Below are 15,441 nucleotides of genomic sequence, written 5' to 3'. Positions count from 1 at the left end.
GCGAGCGCGAGCGTCCCCGCGACGGACATCCTACTCCTGCCCGAACCAGGTGTTGGTGATCTCCTCGTACGTCCCGTCGTCGCGGACGGTCGCCAGCCCGTCGTTCAGCGCTGACTGGAACTCGGACTCGCCCTGCCGGAGGCCGAAGCCGAACTCCTCACCGGTCTCCTCGATGAACGCTACCTCCACGTCGCGGCTGGCCGCGAACGTCTCCGCGACCGGCAGGTCGATGACGACCGCGTCGACGTTCTCGTTCGCGAGGTCCTCGACCGCGAACACGTAGCTGTCGTACGACGAGTAGTCGTCCTCGGAGATGATCTCGGGGTCGATGAGGTTCGTCTGGACTTGGTCGGCACCGGTCGTTCCCGACTGCGCGCCCACGCGAGCGCCCTCGAAGTCCTCCCACGCCGACGGCTGGAAGTCGCCGCCCTCGCGCACGAGGACCGCCTGGTCGGACTCCCAGTACGCGTCCGAGAACGCGATCGTCTCCTGGCGATCCTCGGTGATCGTCATCGCGGCGGCGATGACGTCGATCTCCTCGTTCTGCGTGAGCGCGGGGATGAGCGAGTCAAACTCGAAGGTCGCCCACTCGCCGAGCTCGTAGTCGGTCTCCGCGACGACGGCTTCGAGAAGGTCGATGTCGAACCCGATCAGTTCGCCGTCTTCTTGCATTTCGAACGGCGGGAACCCGGGCGCGGTCCCCGGCGTGATCGTGGTGCTTTCGTCGCCGAGACACCCGGCGACGCCGGTCAGTCCGACGGCGCTCGACGCTCCGGTGAGCTTCAGGTACGTCCGACGGCTCATCTCGGTCTGCGTGCGGTATGACATACCGGTGGGAGAACGGGAACTGATTTCAACCTTTCCTCCTCGAACCGTACACCGAGTCCGTTTCCGACATTCTGCCCGATCGATGCGGAGAGTTGTGGATCGATGGGGCGAAAGAATTTGGATCACCGATCGAATCGGCCGCTATCGGTGGAGTCAGATAGCCGCCGCTGGGATCAGTCGCTCTCGGTGGAGTCGGCTGCCGTCGGTCGTCTCAGTCGCCGCCGATCGGTTCGGTGGACTGTCCGGTGTCGTCGGCCGCCCGGAGGATCCACGCCGCACCCGTCGCGAGGGCGACGGCGACGCCGAGCGCGGCGAGGTTGAGCCGTTGCCAGACGGTCGTGTACAACACCAGATCGCGGCCCAGAAGCAGCGTCCCGACGAGTGCAACCATCGATCCCGTCGCGAGCGCGCGGACCGTTTTCGCGGCGGACCGGCTCACCCCCGTGTAACCGGTGCGAGCGGCCTCCGTGGCGTACGCGACGGCGGCGACGAGGCCGAGGTGACCCGCGAGTCCGGTGACGTAAAAGCCCGCCTGCGCGCCCGGCGAGTACGTGACGAACGGGACCGCCCGCGAGAAGACCGCGCTGACGGCGATTCCGGCGACGGCGATACCGGTCGCGATCCGGAACAGCCGGGGCGATCCGCGCCCGCCGCCCCAGATCGTCGCCAGTCCGAGCAGCGTGAATATCGCCAGCGCGACGACGAGGTGCGCGGCGTGCGTCGAGACCGCGTACCCGCCGGGGACCAGCCCGCCGACCGTGACGGTGATCGCGCCGACCGTGATTTGCAGGGGCAAGATCGCGACCGCGAGCGTCGCCGCCAGTCGCGTCCGGCGGTCGAAGCTCCCGAGCCACGTCCACCCGGCGACGCCGATGATGAGGAAACCGGTGACCATCGCCCAGACGCGGTGGAACCACTCGATGAAGTCCGGGTTGATCGTCAGCGCGGGGATGAGCTGATCCGAGCAGAGCGGCCACTGGGCCTCACACGCCAGTCCGGACCCCGTCGCCGCGGTGTAGACGCCGAGCGCGAACAGCGTCAGCGTCATCCCCGTCGTCGCCGCCGCGTATCGCCTGAACGTCAGCCACGCGGGCCGAAGACTCATTGGCCGCGTTCGGACGCGAGCGCACTTAGACCGTTCGGCCGCTCCACGCGAGTGAGAACCAAGAACAAGCGGGATGGCGATTAGCACAGCCCACCGACAGCGACGGATACTTTTAAATAAACATGCACGGCAGCGACGGATACTTATAAATGAACGTTCGGTGCGGTGGCGCACGCCGTGAGCGGGCCTCTGGCCCGCGAACGACCGTGCGAGGGAGTCGGACCGGCGCAACCGCGCCGGTCCGACGAGGCTGGGGAGGCGTGAGGTGCGGTTGCGGAGCGGTGCGGGGTGGGACTCAAAGGGGCAGTCGCTCTCGGCGAACCCCAGCGATGCAAGAACCGCAAGGAGGGAGCGAAAGCGACCGACTGAGGACCGCAGCGAGCTGTGGGAGCCGAGAGCGGCTGGGGCTTTGTGAATGTTCACCGCGCCAGCAACGACCACTTATAAGCGAGCGGTTGGGCCTTTGAAAACACCCATTATTCTACAGCGAGCACCGATCACGTATAAACAAACGGTCGAACCAACAAACTTCCGCTCGCCGCATCGTTCTATCCCGACAGTTCGCGCTTCGCCCGTCGCGCTCGCTCGGACATCTCCTCGTTGTCATCGACGTCGGCGAGCGTCTCGATCGCCTCCAGGTTGCGGACCGAATCATCCAGAAACGAGAGCACGTCGCCGGTGTACGCGTACACCATGTAGTCGTCGGTCATCACGTCGACGATCGCTTGGGGACCGAGTCCTTCGGCCCGAAGCTCCAACACGTACCGCATGAACTTCTCCTCGGGGCAGCCGCAGTAGGGATTCGCCTGACAGTCGCAATCGAGGAAGTCCTCCGCGAAATCGAGGATGCGGTCCCGCGTCGTCGAGTCGAGCTTCGAGAGGCCGTCGCCGCTGTAGAGGATGTCGAGGGTCGCGCCGGCGAACGCGCCCTTGGGGATGCTCGTCTCCAACTGCGAGGCGAGCTGCCGGTGGTTCTTCACGTAGATCTTATCGGTGAACGCCACGAGTTGCTATCACGTACGCCGTCGCGGGCCAAAAGCGGTGCGGTCGACACCTCGGCGAACGGTCGACGCCCCGGCGAGCTGTCGATCCCTCCCGCGATCCGCCGGACGGCACCCCGTCACACGCCCGTCCGGGAGTCGTAACGGTTATTTATCAAAGCGGGATAGATATCGACGCGTGTCCGGGTTAGGGTAGTGGACTATCCTTCAGCCTTGTGGAGGCTGAGACGCGGGTTCGATTCTCGCACCCGGACCTTCTGCGGAACGAAGTGACGGGGGAGGACGGACGGCAAGCAACACCGCGACCCGCAGGGCTCAGCCACCCGCGGAGGGTCCGGAACCCTCGGTCCGCGGTTCACCGGCCGCGTCCGAGTCGACCGCTCGGTCGGACGGCGTCTCCGCGAGCGGTAGTTCGACGACGAACACGGCTCCTCTGGGTTCGTTGTCCTCGACCCACACATCGCCGCCGAATTGATCGGTGAGCACGTACACGAGATAGAGGCCGATCCCGGACCCGGCGCTGTCGATCCCTCGCTCACCCTTTCCGAAGATTGCGGTCTTCTCGTCGTCCGAGACGCCGGGGCCGTTGTCGGCGATCCGGACGCGAACCAAGTCGTCTGTCCGTTCGCAGGTGATCGTCACCGTCGGCGCGTCGGTGTCGTTGTGCTGGACGGCGTTGTTCAGGAGGTTCCGGAACACGGACGAGAGCATCTCGTTCGCCCGGACCCGCACCCGCGGGGAGTCGTCGGACAGCCGGAACTCGGCGTCGGGGTAGGAGTCGCGCGCCGCCTGCACCTCGCCCTCCAGCAGGCTCCGCAGGTCGATCGGTTTCACTTCGGGCATCGCGTCGCCGGTGAGCGAGTCGACGAAGTCGCGGGCGGTCTCCGTGAGTTCGATCACGTGCGTCGATTTCCGCAGCACGCGGTCGAGCGCGTCCTGCCCCTCAGCGTCGACGTGATCGCGTAGCGTTTCGGCCCAGCCGTGGACCACGGCCATGTCGTTGCGGATGTCGTGGCGGACCACCCGGTTCAGCGCTTCGAGCTGGTCGGTCCGCTCCTCGAGTTGGATCCGGTACCGCTCTCGCTCGGTGACGTCGTCGATCGTGAGCAGCTCGCCGGCCGTCGCGCCTCCCGACGTGAACGCGTTGCGCGAGATCTGATAGAACCGCCTCGTCTCACCCACCCCGCTTGCCGCGTTCGGTTCTCCTGCCGCGTTCGACGCTCCCGACGCGTCCGGTTCTCCCGACGCGTTCGGTCCTTCCGCCGCCCGCAACGCTGCTGCTCTCTCACGCTCCGTCGTCCTCACCTCGTCCGGTACGACTTCGATCACGTCGTCCGCGTCGCGGCCGACGGCGAGTCGCGGGAGCACCGAGTCGAGGGGCTCTCCCACCGCGCCGCGGAGCGCCGGGAACAGGGCGATCGCGGCGCGATTGTAGTCGCGGATGCGGCCGGCTTGGTCCAAGAATATCGCCGCGTCGTCGCTCTCGGCGGCGAACTGGATCGCCTCGAACCGGCGGAAGTAGACGAACAGGGTACCGAGGGCGAAAAGCGCCACGCCCGGCGGCTCGTACATCAGCGGGAGGAGCCACGAGAAGGTCCCGCCGAAAATCGTCGCCACGGTGGGGATCGCCGTCATGCCGACGAGCGCGACGAGCGGTCGGCTGTCTGCGCCGGTGTAGTAGAACTGCTCGATCAGCATGAAGAAGCCGACCGCGATGACAGCGTACGAGAGGCCGAGGACCGCCCAGTAGAGGAGCTCGTGCCGGATCGCGAGGTGGGGAAACGGCTCGGTGACCCACGCCGTCGTAAAATAGAGGTTGTGGACGGGATTGGTGACTTTCAGGGCGCTTATCGCGAGGAACACCCCGGCGACGCCCCAGCGGTACGGGACGCTCCGCGGGGCCCGACCGGTGTACGCCGCACAGAAGTAGAGCCACGCCCCGACCGCGAGCAGCGCGAAGACGAACCCGAGGATGTAGAACGCCACCTTCGCCGTCTCACCCGGTGCGAGCAGGTAGCCGACGTAGCCGCCGGCCCAGACGGCGACGGCGAGGAGGAGTGCCAGGAGCCCTTCGCGGGTCTCCGGGTGGCGTACCCGACTCGCCTGCGGCACCGCGGCGAGGCACGCCAGTGCGGAGACCGCGAATATCGAGACGTGTGCGAGCAAGACGAGATCCATGGGTCCGAACGACACGGACATCGTAACCTCGACCGATAACGGTTCGGGTATGCGGAGGCTCCGGTGCCGCCCTCGATCCGCGCTTGGAACGACCGCCGTGCGTACCGGTTATTCCTCGGCGGGGAGCGGTCGACGCACTTCTCACCCGACGATCCGGAGCAGGCCGAGCACCCACCGAGCCAGTTCGCTGAGGACGAAGAGCCCGCCCTCGGGTCGAGACAGTTTTCGCCCCGACCAGAGCGCTCCGACCATGAGCACCGTGACCGCCGTCAGCCAGACGAGGCTCTCGATCGCCGCGCCGCCGACGGCGAGCGGCCGGACGATCGCCGCGATTCCGAGGATTCCGAGCACGTTGAACACGTTGCTGCCGACGACGTTTCCCACGGACATGCCGACGTGTCCCTGCCGCATCGCCACCAGGGAGACCGCGAGTTCCGGCGTCGACGTGCCGGCGGCGACGATCGTTCCGCCGATGACCCAGTCCGAGATCCCCGCCGATCGGGCGAGCGTCGACGCCCCTTCGACCATGAAGTGCCCGCTGATCAGGACGAGCGCCAACCCCCCGACGAGGAGGAGGGCGTCGCGGCCGCGGTCCGAGAGGCCACCCGGTATCGATCCGGTGACGCGGGAGTCGGCGTACTCGGTGTCGATCGAGCCGGCGGTCCGCTCGTCGCGAACGAGATAGATCGTGTACGCCGCGAACGACCCGACGAGGAGAAGCCCCTCGACGGCGGTCACGCTCCGGTCGAACAGGACCGCGAAGCCGGCCAGCGTCGAGAGGATCAGCGCGACGCCGTCTCGGTGGACCAGCGATCGCTCGACCGGGATGACCCGCAGCAGCGACACTGCCCCGAGGATGAACGCGAGGTTGTAGACGTTGGAGCCGACGACGTTCCCGACGCCGATCTCGCCGAGCCCGGCGAGCGCTGCGTCGATCGTCACGACGAGCTCGGGCGTCGACGTGCCCACGGCGACGATCGTCAGCCCGATCGTGAGTTCGCTGACGCCGAACCGGCGGGCCACCCGAACCGTCGCGTCGACGAGCGCCCGGGCACCGATCCACAGCCCGAGGACCGCGACGGCGACGATCCCGACCTGAACGAACGATGATCCGGCGACCATACGACGATCCTACTCGGAAGGACATAATAAATTGACCTCCGCTGACACGCGAGCGGGCGCGAGAACGGACCGTGTACTTATGTGTCGGTCGGGCGTCGTGTCTCCCGTCATGTACGGACCGGGGGCGCAATGAGACGGCGCGACCTGCTTCGAACGAGCGCCGGGAGCGGGGTGGCCGGGCTCGTCGGCCTCGCGGGCTGCGGAAGAAACGCCGACGAACCGGCGTTTGAAGAGGGGTTCGAGGAGGGCCTCGGTGACTGGGAGACCGGCGCGGCCATCGGTCCCGAGGTCGATCTCAGCGAGTTCGACTGGGAACTCGACGTCTCCGACGAGGAGGCGGCCTCCGGAGACCGGTCGCTCAGGATCTGGAACCAGGGCGACTACGACGACGGCGTCGCGTGGGGCGTCCACCCGGTTTCAGTCGAATCCGGCGGATCGTACCGGATCGAGGTGACCGGGAAGTTCTGGAGCGAGTCGGAGTCGTTCAACACGATCCGGCACGCCCTGATGCGGTTGGCCCCCGATCCGCCGGAGACCGAAGCGGACTTTCCGCAGCCCGGGCTCAACACGACGGATCTCGGCGAGACACCCTACGGCGGGCTCAGAGACGCGCTGTGGCTCGCCGACGGTTGGCGGGAGTACTTGTTCGAGTGGACGACCCCGGAGCTGTCGACGGACACACTCCACTTGGCCGTCGGCACGGCCGTGATCTGGGAGGCGGACGCGACGCACTACGTCGACGACCTCTCGGTGCGCGTCGAACCGCGATGACCGACGACGCGGGAACGGCCGACACGATGCGCGAACGAGCCGGCGAGAACCGCCTGAAGCTCTGGCTCCTGTTGCGAGCGAACCGGCTCGTCGTCGCGGGGGTGCTGACGGTCGTCGTCTTCGTCGCGTTCGTGATCGCCGCGAACGGGTTGTCCCCGTCGCTCGCCGAGAAGCTCGGCGCGAAAGATCCGATCGAGACGCTGTTCTCGGGGATGATCACGGCGATCGTCACCGGCGTGACGCTCGTCGTCACGATCGGACAGCTCGTGCTCACGCAGGAGAACGGGCCCCTCGGCGATCAGCGGGAACGTATGGCGGGATCGATGGACGTCCGGGGATCGATCGCTGACCTGACCGGCTCGCCGACCCCGACTGATCCCGCCGAGTTCCTGGAGGCGATCCTCGGTACCGCATCGGCGCGATCTCGCGATCTCAGAGCGGCCGTCCGTGAGCGCGCGTCCGGGGACGACACGACCGTGGGCGACGATCCGAAAGCGGACGCCGGCGTCGTCGCCCTCAGGGACGACGTCGATCGGCTCGCCGAGGCCGTCGTCGGAAACGCCGACGCCGCGCGCGGTTCGCTCGACGGTGCACAATTCGGAACCTTCGACGTGGTCTTCGCGGCCCTGGATTTCAACTACGGCCGGAAGATCGCTAGGACGGAACGAGTCGCGAGCGAGCACGCGGCGCGGCTCACCGAGCGCGAGCGCGTCCTGCTCGACGAACTGCGTGAGTCGCTGTCGCTGTTCGGTCCGGCTCGCGAGCACGTCAAGACGCTGTACTTCCAGTGGGCGCTGATCGACCTCTCGCGGCTGATCTGCTACGCCGCGGTCCCGGCGTTGATCGTCGCGGCCGTCATGGTCGCCGCCGTCGACGTCGGGACGTTCCCGGGGAATACGCTCGGGGTGGCCCACGTGACGCTCGTCGTCGGGGGCGCGTTCGCCCTCACGCTGCTCCCGTTCGCGCTGTTCGTCTCCTACGTGCTGCGAGTCCTCACGCTCGCGAAGCGGACCCTCGCGATCGAGCCGTTGGTGCTGCGCGATTCGGCTCGGTAGCCGACCAGACCCTGTCACCGACTCGTTCGAAGGCTACGAACTCTCGCCACCGACTCGTTCGAAGAGCAGGGCCCAGACGCTCGTCGCGAGGGCAACGAGCCCGAGAGAGAGGAACGCGGCGTCGAACCGGCCGGCGTCGGCCAACAGACCGACGGCCGGCGGACCCAACGCGCCGAAAGCGATGTAACACGTCCGGAGGAGGCCGAAGCCGCTCCCCTGGATCTCGGGCGGGAGCGACGCGAGGCCCGCCGCGTTGACGGGCGGCATCGCGCCCAGCAACGAGCTCAACAGGAGGATGACGCCGACCAACGCCGGAAGCGACTCCACGGCCGTCAACAGAACGAATCCCGGGACGCTGAGCCCGATGAACGCAACGATCGCGACGCGGTTTCCTCGGTGATCCGCCACGATCCCCGACAGGAACTGCACCCCGATCGCGGCGGCGAAAAACAGGCTGTACAGCGTCGCCGCCGTCCCCGGCTCGATGTCTTTCTCGGCGACGAGGTACGTCGGTAAAAACCCCGTCACGCTCTGGTACAAAAACATGTTGAGAGAGAGGAGGGCGGTGACGGCCAAGACGCGCGGTTTCCGCACCGCAACCGCAACCTTCGACATGGTCCCCCGGAAGGACTCGCCGTCGGTCGCGGTCGACGCTCGCCGGGGCAAGGTGATCCACAGGCCGATCGCACAGGCGACCAGCACGGGCAGCAGGAACCCGAACCCCCACCGCCAGCCGAGGTAGACGCTCACGAACCCGGCCCCGGCGGAGAGGACGACGTTTCCGACGTTCCCGGCGGCCTGGTTCACGCTGATCGCGGTCGTCTGCATCCGATCGAACAGCGCCGAGATCACGGTGAGCCGTGTCGTCCCGAAAAGCCCCGTCCCGAGGCCGAGCAGGACGGTCGCCAGGACGAACACCTCGACCGTCGTCGAGAGCACGATCGCGGCGACCGCACCGGCGGAGAGGAGCACGCTCCCCGTGAGCACCGATCGTTCCCCGACCGCGTCGGCGATCGCTCCGCCCGGGAACTGCAACAGCGCGTACGTCGTCCAGAGCACGCCGATGAACGCGCCCGTCGCCGCGTTGCTGACGCCGAACTCGGCAGTCACCTGCGGCAACAGCGCGGGATAGACGATCCGGACGCCGAGCGTGAGAAACCAGCCGAGCGACACGACAAGCAGGATCGACCCCGGCCCGTCGTCCCTGAGATCAGAGACGGTCCGAGCGAGGAACGAACCGGGACCGGACAACGCTCCCATCGTCGAATCACACTCGGGACGGTCGTCTAAATGTTTGCGTGCCGGAAATCGTCGGAGCGGCAGCGACGCGTCTCACAGTCCGGTGTCTCCCGCGGAAACTGTCGCCCCCGGAAACGGCCTCCCGCGTCAGCAACGACGGATGAACGGGTGCCGCGCTCAAACCCTCCTCACGCCAGGAAGACGTGCCGCGGCCGGTCCGCGAGCACCTCGCGGCCCCACTGGACCGTCTCGCGGAACTCGTCGGAGCCGAAGAAGGCCATGGCGTCGTCCTTCGCCTCCCACTGGCTGGCGATGAACATGTCGTCGTCGTCCTCGACGTTGACCATCAGGTCGGTTTCGAGGTGGCCCTCCATGTCGGAGAGCAGGTCCTCGACGCCGTCGAACGTGTCGACGAAGTCCTGGCGGTGTTCGGATTTCGTCGTGTAGAACATTCCCATCGTACCGAAGCCGGACTCCTCTCCGGCGCGCCCGACGACCTCAGGAAGCTCCGAGAGGAAGCCGGCGGCTGTCTCGGCCGCGGAGGCGGTGTCCCAGACGGAGACGACCGCGGCGCGGTCGGTGTGCCGGCCCTCGTAGACGGCGGTTTTCACGTGAGTGCCGTAGTGGTCGAAGTTGCCGCGGAGTCCCTCGACCTCGTCGAACAGCTCGTCGACGTCCGCCTCGCTGTACAGCACCGTCGCGTACACGTCCTCGCCGTGGGGCTTGCCGGCGTAGATGTCCAGATCGGCCAGCTCGCCGCGGATCTCCGCGTCGGCGTCGTCGGTACCACCGGAACCTCCCTCGCCGCGTCCGCCCCCCGCGTGCGGATGGTCGCCGTCCCCGCCGGTGTCTCCCTCGCCGTGTGGGTGGTCGCCGTGCGCTGAGCCGCCGGCTGCGCCGGAGTGGTCGTGGCCCTCACCGTGACCGTGGCCGTCGTCGGCGTGGTGACCGCCCCCGCCGTGGGTATGGTGATCTCCCTCGGCGTGCGCGTGGTGCCCGCCCTCGCCGTGGCCGCCCTCGGCCGCGTCGCCGGTCGGCACCGTCTCGCCCGCGAGATAAGCACCGAGATCCACGGGCGGGAACCGACGGCCGACGTAGAAGTCGCCGAACTCCCCGTATCGCGAGGATGCCGGATCGAAGCGCATCTCGTAGACGATGTCCTTGATGTCGGTCGGGTCCGAGCCGAACAGCGTGACGCCCCACTCGTGGCTGTCGAAGCCGACTGAGGAGGCGATGACCTGCTTGATCTTCCCGGCGTACTGTTTTCCGACCTCGCCGTGGTCGGCCATGAGGTCGGCGCGGTCCTCGAAGTCGAGGTCGTACCAGTTGTACTCCTCGCCGCGGCGCTTGCTCATCGGGTAGAAACAGACGTACTCGTCGTCCGGGATCTCCGGTTTCAGCTTCCCCTCGATATAGCGGCGGAGCCCGGCGTCGACCGCCTCCCGACCCTCCTCGAAGTAGGCGTCTGAGACGTAGCCGGAGACCTCGGTGACGGAGACGTACGAGGACGTTCGCTCCGTGAAATTCGCGAGTGCGGTGTCTTCGAACCGGCGCTCGATGGCGGAGAGGTCGTCGAGCGTCGGCCTGAAGTGGACGAACAGCAGGTCGGCCTTGTGACCGAGCACGGAGAACAGCCCGGAGTCCCCTGCCTCGGCGTCGGCGACCTGCTCGCGGCGTTTCAGGAAGGCCTCGCCCTCCTCGATCGCCCGTCGTCGCTCGCGTTCGGGGGCGTCGCGCCACGCGTCCCAGTCGATGGAGCGGAAGTCGTGCAGCGAGAACCACCCCTCGTCGGTCTGTGGTGCCTCGACCATACACCGACTTGGGCCCCCGAGACTTAGGAGTTTGTGAGTCGACGTCGCGTATCCGGGGCCGGAGTCGACGTCGCGTATCCGGGGCCGGAGTCGACGAGTTTCGTAGCCGCACTTGTGAACCCTCCAACAAGATTAATCGTGATTAGCGCGTTGGTAACGCATGGCAATCGCTCGGCACGAACGCGGACTACGGGCGGACCTGCGGGCGTTGCTTTCGCAGGTCCATCCGGTGTTCATGTTGCCGCCGCTCGCGGCCTCGTGGTTCGGTGCGGCCGTCGCCGGCGAGTTCGTTCTCTCGGTGGGCGCGATTCATATGAGCGCGATCTTCTTTGCGGTGTATACGGCACACGTGAAGGACGGCTACGTCGACTTCCATCGGCGCGGCGAGGACGACGACCATCCGATGACGATCCGCGGCTGTCGCCTCTCTCTTCTCGCCGCCGGCGTCGGCTTCGCCATCTGTACGCTCGCGCTCGGTGTGCTCGTCGGCCCGGGCGCCGCGCTCGTCACCCTTCCGACCTGGTTCATCGGGTACCTCCACGCGCCACAGCTCGATACGAATCCGCTCACCACGACGCTGGGGTACCCGACCGGTATCGCGCTCGCGCTGCTCGGCGGGTTCTACGTCCAGACGGTCGAGGTGACCGCGACGATACTCGGATTCGCGCTCGTCTTCCTCGTGACGCTCGCCGGGGTGAAGATCATCGACGACGAACAGGACTACGCGTACGACAGGTCGATCGACAAACGGACCGTCGCGGTCCTACTCGGCCGACCAAGAGCCCGGACGTTGGCGTTCTCCCTGCTGATGATCGGGCTCGTCGGCGTTCTCTGGGGAACGGTCGGCGGGCTGTTTCCCCCGTCGACTCCGGCCGCGGCGCTCGCGTTCGGCTCGATAGCACTGGTGGCCAGACGGGCTCACCCGACGATCGCGACGATGCTACTGATCCGTGGCGCGTACGTCTTTCTGGCCGTCCTGCTCGTGGCCGTCTGGTTTCGACCGCTGTCCGGCACTCCGCTTCCGGACGTGACCGTTCTTGGGCCGTACACCTACCTCGCCACTGAGATCGTCTTCGGGACGCTCGCGTTCGGCCTGCTCCGTTACGCCGGCGCGCTCCGTCAATCGGCCCGGACGGTCGCCGTCCTGTATCCGATCGCGTACCTCTGGGACTGGTACACGCTGGAGGTCGGCGTCTTCGAGATCACGATGCGCACCGGATACGACCTGTTCGGGATCCCGATCGAAGAGCATCTCTTCATGATCGTCGTGCCGGCACTCGTCCTCGGCGTTCACGAGACCGTCCGGAAGCTCTCGACCGAGTCGGACACCCCGTCTCAAAGAGATTCTCAGATGTGACCGCAGGTCAGTTGCGGGCGACTACGGGGGACCGTCGGTTCCCTCGCCGCCGTACTCACGAAATACCCCTCGCTGCTGCGCTCCCGAAGGTTGATACCGTGCACCCGCGACTACTCCGATTATGTCTAGCGACGACCCGTCCGTCCCGATCGTGTGCACAGAGTGCGAGACGGAGACCCGAATCCCCCTCTCCGACGTGGCGGACGCCCTCTCCCGCCACAACGAGGAGAAACACGACGGCGAGGACGTGGCGGAAGTCGATCCCGCCTTGAAAGACCGCCTCGCCGACCTCGTGGCCGAGGATCTCGGACTGTTCGACGAGGGCTAGCGGAACGAGTACGGATCTGAGCGACGCACTACGCGAAGTCAAGATTCAGCCGGCGGTGGGGCGGAGAAACCCCGCCGGATCGCGATCGGATGCATTGGCCGGAGTCGCCAGTCGGACCGTCGACCGCCATCTCCGTCAGCCGAATTCGTCAGTCGAACCGTCGACCGGATTCCCCGGACCTCGGATCGCCGTCAATCGTCTCGTGCGAGCGCGCCCTTCGGGTGCCCCTTGTGCTGGAGGTTCCGATTGTCGCGTTTTCGGGTCGCCGTCGCCGGGATGACCTCCGCGACCTCCGCGCGCGGACGGCCGGTGTACCCGTGATCGGGGTGCTCGGCGCAGTGGGCCATCGCGTCGTGGGATCCCTCCCAGGGCCCCTCGGTGCAGCCGTCTGCCGTACAGACGAACACGATATCCTCGGACATGTTATCTATGGGTTCCGGTAGGCTATATAAAAAAGTCACAGTCAAATTATCGTCGTTGATATTATCCTCCCGTCCGTCCCGCACGTCCTGTCGAGGACGATCGCGGCGACGTCACCGTCAGTCGCTGACTGCGCGCGGGCCGAACAGCTCGACGCTCGTCCCGTCACGCCGGCAGTCCTCCAGGGCGTGTTTGGCCGCGAAGCCGGCCTCGTGGGCGGATTCGCCGCGGCCGATCCCGACCTGCAGTTCGACGTCCACGTCGTCCTCGACGTGCGCGACAGCGTCGGCGAACGCGCGTTCGGGGAGGTCCGGACAGACCGAGATGATGTTGTCGCCGCCGACGAAAAACGAGAGCGCGCCGTGGGTCTCTCGGAGGTTCCGCATCAGGGACGCGTACGCCTGTTCGATGTTGATGAACGTGTCAAATTCGTTGATACGATCGGTGTACTTTCCGGTCGTGTCGACGACGTCGAAGTGGGCGATCTGGAGGTCCCCGGGCGTCGTCTCGGCGAGGTACTCGCCGGCGAGCACTTCCGTCCGGCCCTCGTCCTGCGCGCTCCCTTCGAACTGGAGCCGGCCGTTCGCCGCCTCCAGCGCGTCGACCGGGCGCTCGGCGACTGCGGTGCCGAGGCTGATGCTCACCGGATACCGGTTCCCGATCGACTCCTGAAGCGCCGCGTGGGCCGCGCCGTCGACGCCGTTGGTCACCGCGATCATGTTATCGAAGCGCGTGAAGAAGACATACGCGTCGCGGTGGCCGACGAACTGAGCGATATCGGCGAAGAGCCGGGACTGGAGCGTCTGAAGGTCCATCTCCCGACGCGGCTCCGGCGTCACCGTCCACGGGCCGTAGTTGTCGATCTGGATCAGCGTCACCTGGGTCGTCGTCACAGTGGCTCTCGGTTCGAGGTGATGCCGCTTTACCCTTCCGTTATCCCGAAGATGGAACCGGTACCGCTTCTGAAACGCGTCTGGTTCTTTCGTCGGGGACCGTGCACAACCCATACGACCGTGGCGCTCCGAGCGGCACTATGGAGTTCAGCGGAGCCGTCCTCGACGTGGACGGCACGGTCGTGCGAGGGGACGAGCCGATCCCGGGTGCGCCCGCGGGCTACCGTCGGCTCCGCGAGGCGGGTGTCGAGACCCTGTTCGTCTCGAACAATCCGACGAAGGCACCACCAGCGTACGTCGACCGGCTGGGCGCTGCGGGCTACGACGTCGACGCCGATCGGGTGCTTACCGCCGGAACGGTGACGACGCGGTACCTCCGCGAGCACCACGCAGACGACGAACTGCTGTGTATCGGCGCACCGGGGTTGATCGAACAGTTCGCCGCGGCCGACCTCGCGACGACCGACGACGCCGATGCCGCCGACGCGCTCGTCGCCTCGGTGGATCGCGGGTTCGACTATGCGGACCTCTGTACTGCCCTGTGTACCTTGGACCGCGGCGTGCCCTTCATCGGGACCGACCCGGACGTCGTCATCCCGGCTCCCGAGCGCGACGTGCCCGGATCAGGCGCGGTGATCAACGCGATCGCCGGCGTCGCCGAGCGCGATCCCGACGTCGTCCTCGGCAAACCGTCGGACCCGGCGATCGAGATGGTCCGCGAGTGGCTCCCCGTCCCGCCCGAGGAGTGTCTGGTCGTCGGCGACCGGCTCGACACCGACGTCGCGCTCGGGGAGCGGGCCGGCATGACGACCGCCCTCGTGTTGTCCGGCGTCGCCGACGAGGCGGCGCTCGAACGCTCGCCCGTGACGCCGGACCACGTCCTCGAACACCTCGGGGAGATCGATCGAATCCTCGGCTGATCGGTCGGTCGATCCCCGACCGATTTGCCGATCGAACCGCCGACCTATTCGCCGATCGAACCGCCGACCGTCCGCCGACCGATTTTCCGATCGATTCGCCGACCGATCCAGGAGCAATTCCACGGCCGACGTGGCGAGCAAGCGGATTCCGTCGCGGGGACTCACTTCCGCTGCGTGGAGAACACTTATGACAGAGTACGACCTCGCGTTCGATATGGGAGTGGTTGACTCGCACGAGACGGGGTCCGAAGACGACGAGGACCCGGAACGTTCGGTCCGCGTGATCGAGGGGCACGCGGTACAGTTCAACGAGTATCGATACTGACCGTCGGTGATCGGGGTGATCGCGAGAAACCGGCGGCGTTCTCGGGAAGTGGGTAGCGATCGCTGCAAGCCAGCAGCGTTCGCGAGCA

General features: G+C 66.9%; 15 protein-coding genes and 1 tRNA gene. 7 read left to right on the top strand and 9 right to left on the bottom strand.

The window, feature by feature from the left end:
- Positions 1-30 precede the first annotated feature (30 nt).
- From ACFQEY_RS16380 to ACFQEY_RS16370, 3 genes are all read right to left on the bottom strand, one after another.
- The gene (locus ACFQEY_RS16380; protein WP_379770662.1) at positions 31-828 is read right to left on the bottom strand and encodes a basic amino acid ABC transporter substrate-binding protein; all 798 of its coding nucleotides are present in this window, start codon (positions 826-828) and stop codon (positions 31-33) included.
- Between the two features lie 211 nt (positions 829-1,039).
- A complete protein-coding gene (locus tag ACFQEY_RS16375; protein ID WP_465261637.1) occupies positions 1,040-1,933 on the bottom strand; it encodes a COX15/CtaA family protein in 894 nt (297 codons plus the stop codon).
- Positions 1,934-2,481: 548 nt separating this feature from the next.
- Positions 2,482-2,937 carry a DUF5814 domain-containing protein gene (locus ACFQEY_RS16370; protein ID WP_379770660.1) on the bottom strand — a complete coding sequence of 152 codons (456 nt, stop codon included), beginning with the start codon at positions 2,935-2,937 and terminating at the stop codon, positions 2,482-2,484.
- Between the two features lie 178 nt (positions 2,938-3,115).
- On the opposite strand from ACFQEY_RS16370, the gene ACFQEY_RS16365 reads away from it, so the two are divergent.
- A tRNA-His gene (locus tag ACFQEY_RS16365) sits at positions 3,116-3,188 on the top strand.
- 61 nt (positions 3,189-3,249) lie between these two features.
- On the opposite strand, the gene ACFQEY_RS16360 is transcribed toward ACFQEY_RS16365, so the two are convergent.
- Positions 3,250-5,112, bottom strand: coding sequence for an ATP-binding protein (locus tag ACFQEY_RS16360; RefSeq protein ID WP_379770949.1), 1,863 nt, complete (start codon positions 5,110-5,112; stop codon positions 3,250-3,252).
- A gap of 141 nt (positions 5,113-5,253) precedes the next feature.
- Complete coding sequence (locus ACFQEY_RS16355) at positions 5,254-6,234, bottom strand: calcium/sodium antiporter (RefSeq protein ID WP_379770657.1); 981 nt, start codon at positions 6,232-6,234, stop codon at positions 5,254-5,256.
- A 129-nt stretch (positions 6,235-6,363) separates the two neighbouring features.
- Here ACFQEY_RS16355 and ACFQEY_RS16350 point away from each other — a divergent pair, with 129 nt between their 5' ends.
- Positions 6,364-7,005 carry a hypothetical protein gene (locus tag ACFQEY_RS16350; protein WP_379770654.1) on the top strand — a complete coding sequence of 214 codons (642 nt, stop codon included), beginning with the start codon at positions 6,364-6,366 and terminating at the stop codon, positions 7,003-7,005.
- Positions 7,002-8,060 (top strand): DUF7972 family membrane protein, encoded by a 1,059-nt coding sequence (locus ACFQEY_RS16345; protein ID WP_379770652.1) that lies wholly within the window; start codon positions 7,002-7,004, stop codon positions 8,058-8,060. Before ACFQEY_RS16350 ends, ACFQEY_RS16345 begins: the two co-directional genes overlap by 4 nt.
- Positions 8,061-8,093: 33 nt before the next feature.
- Here the strand turns inward: ACFQEY_RS16345 and ACFQEY_RS16340 are convergent, their stop codons facing one another.
- Together ACFQEY_RS16340 and ACFQEY_RS16335 are read right to left on the bottom strand one after the other, a co-directional pair.
- Positions 8,094-9,320, bottom strand: a complete 1,227-nt coding sequence (locus ACFQEY_RS16340; RefSeq protein ID WP_379770649.1) for an MFS transporter — start codon at positions 9,318-9,320, stop codon at positions 8,094-8,096.
- 167 nt (positions 9,321-9,487) lie between these two features.
- A complete protein-coding gene (locus tag ACFQEY_RS16335) occupies positions 9,488-11,110 on the bottom strand; it encodes a heme-binding protein (RefSeq protein WP_379770647.1) in 1,623 nt (540 codons plus the stop codon).
- Between the two features lie 160 nt (positions 11,111-11,270).
- Here ACFQEY_RS16335 and ACFQEY_RS16330 point away from each other — a divergent pair, with 160 nt between their 5' ends.
- Complete coding sequence (locus tag ACFQEY_RS16330) at positions 11,271-12,467, top strand: lycopene cyclase domain-containing protein (RefSeq protein WP_379770644.1); 1,197 nt, start codon at positions 11,271-11,273, stop codon at positions 12,465-12,467.
- Positions 12,468-12,588: 121 nt separating this feature from the next.
- Positions 12,589-12,795, top strand: a complete 207-nt coding sequence (locus tag ACFQEY_RS16325) for a hypothetical protein (protein ID WP_379770642.1) — start codon at positions 12,589-12,591, stop codon at positions 12,793-12,795.
- Between the two features lie 191 nt (positions 12,796-12,986).
- On the opposite strand, the gene ACFQEY_RS16320 is transcribed toward ACFQEY_RS16325, so the two are convergent.
- Together ACFQEY_RS16320 and ACFQEY_RS16315 are read right to left on the bottom strand one after the other, a co-directional pair.
- Positions 12,987-13,217: a hypothetical protein gene (locus ACFQEY_RS16320; RefSeq protein WP_379770640.1), complete on the bottom strand. Its 231-nt coding sequence runs from the start codon at positions 13,215-13,217 to the stop codon at positions 12,987-12,989.
- Positions 13,218-13,334: 117 nt separating this feature from the next.
- Positions 13,335-14,108 carry a GTP cyclohydrolase III gene (locus ACFQEY_RS16315; protein WP_379770638.1) on the bottom strand — a complete coding sequence of 258 codons (774 nt, stop codon included), beginning with the start codon at positions 14,106-14,108 and terminating at the stop codon, positions 13,335-13,337.
- 140 nt (positions 14,109-14,248) lie between these two features.
- Here ACFQEY_RS16315 and ACFQEY_RS16310 point away from each other — a divergent pair, with 140 nt between their 5' ends.
- A complete protein-coding gene (locus tag ACFQEY_RS16310; RefSeq protein ID WP_379770635.1) occupies positions 14,249-15,028 on the top strand; it encodes an HAD-IIA family hydrolase in 780 nt (259 codons plus the stop codon).
- 187 nt (positions 15,029-15,215) lie between these two features.
- The gene (locus ACFQEY_RS16305) at positions 15,216-15,353 is read left to right on the top strand and encodes a hypothetical protein (protein ID WP_379770964.1); all 138 of its coding nucleotides are present in this window, start codon (positions 15,216-15,218) and stop codon (positions 15,351-15,353) included.
- The last annotated feature ends 88 nt before the right edge of the window (positions 15,354-15,441 follow it).

Origin of the sequence: Halorubrum trueperi (assembly GCF_042662525.1) — an archaeon.
Classification (GTDB): domain Archaea; phylum Halobacteriota; class Halobacteria; order Halobacteriales; family Haloferacaceae; genus Halorubrum; species Halorubrum trueperi.
The sequence above is the reverse complement of the archived record's forward strand: the minus strand, read 5'-3'. Positions and strand labels throughout refer to the sequence as shown.